Raw genomic sequence first — 310 nt, 5'->3', positions numbered from 1 at the left:
CCCCCCCCCCCCCCCCCCCCCCCCCCCCCCCCCCCCCCCCCCCCCCCCCCCCCCCCCCCCCCCCCCCCCCCCCCCCCCCCCCCCCCCCCCCCCCCCCCCCCCCCCCCTTTTTCATGATACGGCGACCCCCGAGATCTACACCCGAACGTTGTCGTCGGCAGCGTCAGATGTGTATAAGAGACAGGATTGAGGGTCTGGATGTTGGCGCGGACGACTACCTGACCAAACCTTTCTCGGCGCGCGAGCTCGTGGCGCGCGTCAGGTCGAATCTTGACCTGGCCCAGATACGCAGCGACGCCAAAGCTGCCAT

The 310-nt window shown here is 72.6% G+C and carries 1 pseudogene; it reads left to right on the top strand.

Features of this window, described 5'->3' with window-relative positions:
• Window positions 1–179: 179 nt before the first annotated feature.
• A pseudogene (locus JHD67_RS22795) lies at window positions 180–310 on the top strand (DNA-binding response regulator); the annotation flags it as partial.

Source organism: Dyella sp. ASV21 (genome assembly GCF_016428975.1).
Taxonomy (GTDB): domain Bacteria; phylum Pseudomonadota; class Gammaproteobacteria; order Xanthomonadales; family Rhodanobacteraceae; genus Dyella.
The sequence above is the reverse complement of the archived record's forward strand: the minus strand, read 5'-3'. Positions and strand labels throughout refer to the sequence as shown.